The sequence below is a fragment of the Synechococcus sp. R3-13 genome, from assembly GCF_047462195.1.
Taxonomy (GTDB): domain Bacteria; phylum Cyanobacteriota; class Cyanobacteriia; order Thermostichales; family Thermostichaceae; genus Thermostichus.
On the sequence record NZ_JANSIO010000181.1, the window covers coordinates 1 to 5,054 of the forward strand.

Annotated in this window: 5 protein-coding genes and 1 pseudogene; all 6 read right to left on the reverse strand. The window is 57.4% G+C overall.

Annotation, left to right across the window (positions count from 1 at the left end; genetic code table 11):
* On the reverse strand, positions 1-1,115 hold a 1,115-nt coding region (locus NW856_RS05455; RefSeq protein ID WP_414399447.1), incomplete at its 3' end, for a GAF domain-containing protein.
* Between the two features lie 48 nt (positions 1,116-1,163).
* A complete protein-coding gene (locus NW856_RS05460; RefSeq protein ID WP_011430974.1) occupies positions 1,164-1,712 on the reverse strand; it encodes a chemotaxis protein CheW in 549 nt (182 codons plus the stop codon).
* 107 nt (positions 1,713-1,819) lie between these two features.
* Positions 1,820-2,194: a response regulator gene (locus NW856_RS05465; protein ID WP_011434291.1), complete on the reverse strand. Its 375-nt coding sequence runs from the start codon at positions 2,192-2,194 to the stop codon at positions 1,820-1,822.
* A gap of 47 nt (positions 2,195-2,241) precedes the next feature.
* The gene (locus tag NW856_RS05470; RefSeq protein ID WP_011434290.1) at positions 2,242-3,486 is read right to left on the reverse strand and encodes a response regulator; all 1,245 of its coding nucleotides are present in this window, start codon (positions 3,484-3,486) and stop codon (positions 2,242-2,244) included.
* Positions 3,487-3,871: 385 nt separating this feature from the next.
* Positions 3,872-4,369, reverse strand: coding sequence for a bis(5'-nucleosyl)-tetraphosphatase (locus tag NW856_RS05475; protein ID WP_414329981.1), 498 nt, complete (start codon positions 4,367-4,369; stop codon positions 3,872-3,874).
* Positions 4,370-4,376: 7 nt separating this feature from the next.
* Positions 4,377-5,054 (reverse strand): annotated as a pseudogene (locus NW856_RS05480) (hypothetical protein); the annotation flags it as partial.

Genomic DNA, 5,054 nt, shown 5'->3' on the forward strand with positions numbered 1-5,054 from the left:
TGGCTTTGGGCGCGGCCTATTGCCAAAAAACCGTAAAGCTCATCGCCACGCACCACCGGCGCTATCATCTCGGCTTTCAGTTGGGCTGTGGCCAGCCTCTGCAGGTAGTCGGCGCCCAGATCTGGCCTAGGCACCGGGCCAAAAGCGTAAACTTGCCCGCCGTGGAGAGCCTGCTGGATCGGAGCCGGGATCCTGCGGAGGAGGGTGCCCAAGGTGTCGGGCAGGCGGCTGTCGTGAGATTCAGCGATAACCTGCGCCTCTTCGGGAGCGGTCAAGCGATAGAAGGCCACTCGTTCGGCACCGAAGCGCTGGCGCATCTCGCCCAACAAGTCAGTTAGGGGATCGATCAGCTCTTGCTCTTGGCGAATCCGGGCAATATCGGCAAACCGCTGGGCCAGTCGGGTGTCGGAAACTTGTCGCTCGTAGGTGGCGTTGCGTTCCCGCACAAAGTTGCGCACCAGGATCAAAATGATCCCCCAGCTCAGCAGCAGAATCGGGAAGCTGATGCCGGAAAAGATCAAAGCCTGCAGCAGCTCTTGCTCGTAAAGCTGGACGCTGGCCTGAATGTTGCTGCGAATGGCCTCCAGGGTTTGGTTGATCCCTTCGGCGTAGATGCGCTTTTGCTCTTCGTACTCAGGGCTGTGCAGCAAGTTGAAAGCCCGTTCCTGCTCGCCGGCCCGAATCAGATCAAAAGCCTGCACTTCCCACTCCACCAGCTTGATGTTGGCTGCTGTGGTTTTGGCTGCATAGGCTTCGTAAGAGGCGGGATCCAATTGCTGAATCTCCGCCAGCACCTCATCCAACTGAGGGACATGGATGTTGTAGCGCTCTTCCCAGGACAGATCCCCGCTGGCAGCGGCCATGCGGGCAGACATGGTCAAGACTTCATCCAAATAGATCACCTGATCGCTCAGGTTTTGCAGGGTGAACTGCCGCGAGATCGCCGGCTCGAACTCGAAATAGGTGCGGGCTACGCTGCCGGCAGAGACGGCAAACAGCAGGGAGCTGATGCCCAGAGGAAAACTGATTGCCAGGGCCAGGCGGGATCCCGCGACTTTGCGTTGGGGCCGGGAAGATGGAGCAGGCCTGAGAAAGAGGGGACGGAAGGAAACCATAGAATTTTGCCTTTAAGTGAGGGTAAGTCGGGGAAAAGGTCGCCAAGATCAAGGGTTTGCCGAGGAATCAACTGAGTTGAGCTTTTGGACAATGGCAAGAGGGTCGAGCACCCAGAGAGGCTCATCCCCTTCCAACACCAGCCCTTTGCAAGAGTCGTAGAAGTTCTCCAGTCGAAAGTTGTTTTGTGCTGCCTGGGCTTTTGTTAAGGGTTGGATCTCCTCGGCGGGCACTCGAGCTACTCCTTTCACGTGTTGGGTTGCCAGGCCCAAGCCTGTTCGCACTGGCGATGCAGAGCCCCCAAATTCTGGGCGCATCACCACCAAGTGGTGTTCGGGCTGCCCAAAGTCCAAGGGCTCTAGGCCGAGAAATTGCGGCAGATCCAGTCCCCAGAGAATGCGATTGCGATAGTTGAACAAGCCCAGCACCCATGCGGGCTGGTTGGGGAGAAGGGTAAAGTGGTGCGGGCCAACAATTAGAGCTTCCTGGGCAAATGCCATGGGCAAAAGGGCCCGACAGTCTACCCCCAACTGTAGATGTAAGTACAGCTCGCCGGTACGGGTAGAAGTAGGGCTGTGTGGGGAGAAAGCTACCGCCATTGCCGTTCTCGCTCTGCCAATTCTAAGACATCTCCTAAGAACAATTCGTGATAATCACAGGGATCCTAACTGGAGGCGCAGCTCAGCAAGGACAGGAGTGGCAAAAATCATGAGCTCGGGCTGAGCACTACTGATTTCACGGCCCGCAAAATGTCTTCGCGGGTAAAAGGCTTGGTCAGATAAAGATCGATCCCTTGCTTCATGCCCCAGAGTTTGTCCAGCTCTTGATTTTTAGAAGTACAGGCCACAACGGGCAACTTTTGGGTTTCCGGGTTTTTCTTGATTTGGCGGCACAATTCCAGCCCGCTCATGCCTTCCATGACCAAGTCCGTCAGCACCACATCGGGTTTGTCGTTGCGGATCTGCTGCAATGCCTCTTGGGCGTTGGCCACCGCTACCACCTGATAGCCTTCTGAGCGGAGGTAATCGCTGATGAGCTGTCGCTCCGAGGCCACATCTTCCACCACAAGAACTTTCACCATGATCGACATCTCCTTATCTCTTTTTCGACGAACCTTTAGAGGGATCCCTAGCTGAGATAGCGAAACACCATCTGCAGCAATTCTTCCTGCCGAAAGGGCTTGGTCAGGTAATCGGTGGCACCGGCCAGGCGCGCCTTCACCCGATCGATCAGACCTTTGTGGCCTGTGACCATCACCACCGGCACATCCTTTAACACGGAGGATTTGCGGATGAGGCTGCACAATTGGTAGCCATCCACGTTGGGCATACCCACGTCCAGCAGGATCAAATCTGGCTTGAGGGTGGTCAGCTTCATCAGGGCTTTCAAAGAGTCGCTGATGGTGTGAATGACCAGGTTGTGCCCTTCCAACAACCGCTGCAACTCGCTGAGCATGGCTTCGCTGTCGTCAATACAGGCCACAATCCAGGTTTTCGAGGCTTGGGGAGATGGGCCTAGATCTGCAAGCCCGTTGGCCAGGTGAAGAGGGACGGTGGGAGTTTCTGAGGGCTGTGATTCTGTCTCAAGCTTGGCCGAGTAGGTTTTGGGCAGCCGATCAAAGGGGGGCTGGGGATCCCGCAGGACAAGGATACCGGCTTTGACCAGAGGATGTAGGCGGCGAGCGATCTGGAGGTCGTCTTGATCGAGAAGGGCGCTCAACTGGCGGAAGCTAAACCCCTTCAGTAACCGGCCTAGCCGTTCCTGTTGCTCGGCGGGAAGGCGTTCTGCCTGGGCCCGGCTGGCAAAGTAGGGCCGTTGGTAGGGGGAGGTGATCTCAGGCCCCAAAGATTGCCATGCCCGTAGCCGCTTTTGGATCAGGTCGAGCAGGGATCCCCCATCCCACTGGCCCAGGGTGGGCACGTTGTCCAGTGGAATGATCTCCTGCTGAAAGCCCCCTGGAACCAGCAACAGATTTTGCAGCACCTCCTCGCCGATCCAAGCATTCAACCTGCGCGCAGCTTCCCAAGGCAGCAGTTGCTCCGTTACCATCCAACTCAGCCCCAGAAGGTCTGCAGGTAGAGGCCCAGTCTCCTGAGCCAATAGCGCCTCCACCTGCCGATGGATGCGTAGGCAATTTTGGCGAGTCAGAGAAAAGACTTGATGGCTGAGCCGACGCAGGTGGCGATCCAAGCGCTCCAAGGGCTCCAAGCTGTGGTGAGCAAACCCCAGGCGACCTTGGTGAAACACCAGTGACCAAGTGCCCAGCCCCTCCCCTTTGTCCAAGGCACTGAAATACCGAACAACTCCTGTGAAGCTGACCTCTGCGTTCAGCAGATGGGCCGAGACTTCTGTACAGACGGGGGGACGGTTCATGGGTCGAGAGGACGTGCTCGGACAATTTCCTGCGCTGAGGTTGATGACACGACTGAAGTCTTAGCTACCCCACAAGCCGGTGAAAAAATGCTTTCCAGAATACAGTTCAAGCCCAGCCCTGACCCAGACGAGATCTTTAGATGAGCCAAGCCCAACAAGACGGCCAAGGCTGCACGAACTCAAAGGCAGTTTCAGCGTTCAATCCGTATTCAGAAAAACTCTCCTCCTGAGGAGATCGATGACTATTGCTCGTCAGCCAATCTCTAAAGGTGAAGGCTAGCCCTCAGATTGTCTGCTGGCTTTCTTACTCGGGAACTTCCCACGGAAAGCCTGCAAGACAAGATAAAGGTAACCCCGATAAACCTCTTCCGTAAAAATACGGAACTTAGGTCTTCTCCAATTTCCAAAGCTGCTCCAGGTGGGCTTGGCAGCGGCGCAGCAGTTGCCGACTCTCTTCAAAACTGATCTGCTCCAAGGCTTCGGGGTAGGAGCACCAGCGGTAGGCGGCCACCTCCTCTGGTTGCACCTGTAGCTCAGGGGGAGGAAATTGGGGCGGCAGCAAGGCCACGTAGTAGGTAACGGTTTTGGCCACTCGGTTCCCCTCTGGATCCGTAAAGGTGTAGGCTTCCTGCAGCGTCAAAGGGTCAGACTGGCCGGGCAGGGTCAGAAGCTGGTAGTCGGTCAAGCCGGTTTCCTCTCGCAATTCTCGCTGCGCCGCCTCCAGGTCGCTTTCGGAGCTATCCTTGTGCCCTTTTGGGAAAGCCCAATGCCCCTTCTGGTGCTGGATGAGCAGATACAAATGAGAAGAGCCCAGTCTGGGAGCTTCCTGGGCGGGTGGGTGGGGCAGGATGGGGATCACCCCATAGGCAGCATCTATCAGCATTGGGGAGCTAATCTCCAAAGAGTTTGATGGCTGGCGGCTTAGGAGCGAAGACCTCGTTGGGATCCACCTGCGGGCGCTCTACCCCCTGCAGGGGCGAGAGGGGGCGACCGGTGTCGAATTGGAAGAGATAGATGGGCAACTGGCCATTCCCCAGAGGCAAAAGAGCTAAAGTATCGATTTGGGTCAGGGCGTTGCGGCTGGTGGGTCGGGTTAGGTTGAAAGCAACGATTCGGTCTTCCAAGGAATTGTCCGGGCTGGAGCGCCGGCCCAGGCCAATGCTGAACTGCTGGTTGCCCTGCTCATCCACTCCCAAGGCCCGCACATCTCCCAACTCCGCTTGAGGAGCGCTCCCCGGCAGGCCGGCTACCACCGGCGGCGCATCCACCGGCGGCTGCGAAGGCAAAAAGCGCAACTGCGTCCCTTCTGGCAAAATGCGGTAGTCCTGGTAGTCATGCTGGATGGACAGGGATCCCCTGAACACGCGGCGGTTCAGGCCCTCCAGGGTCCAAAAGCCATAGCCCAAATTGATGCGGGTGCTCTCCGGCAGCCAGTAGCGCTCTCCCCCTGGGCCCGGTACAGCCACAAACCCCATCAGGACATAGGCCTGCCCCCACACCCCCGACAAAAACAACAACACCTGCCGCGGCAGCCCCGACTGCGGATCCAGCCACAGCTCCCGCAACTG

Excerpts from the sequence above, each read along its gene's own strand:
- NW856_RS05475 (WP_414329981.1), bottom strand. The coding sequence starts at position 4,369 with ATGCTGATAGATGCTGCCTATGGGGTGATCCCCATCCTGCCCCACCCA.
- NW856_RS05470 (WP_011434290.1), bottom strand. The coding sequence starts at position 3,486 with ATGAACCGTCCCCCCGTCTGTACAGAAGTCTCGGCCCATCTGCTGAAC.
- NW856_RS05460 (WP_011430974.1), bottom strand. The coding sequence starts at position 1,712 with ATGGCGGTAGCTTTCTCCCCACACAGCCCTACTTCTACCCGTACCGGC.
- NW856_RS05465 (WP_011434291.1), bottom strand. The coding sequence starts at position 2,194 with ATGGTGAAAGTTCTTGTGGTGGAAGATGTGGCCTCGGAGCGACAGCTC.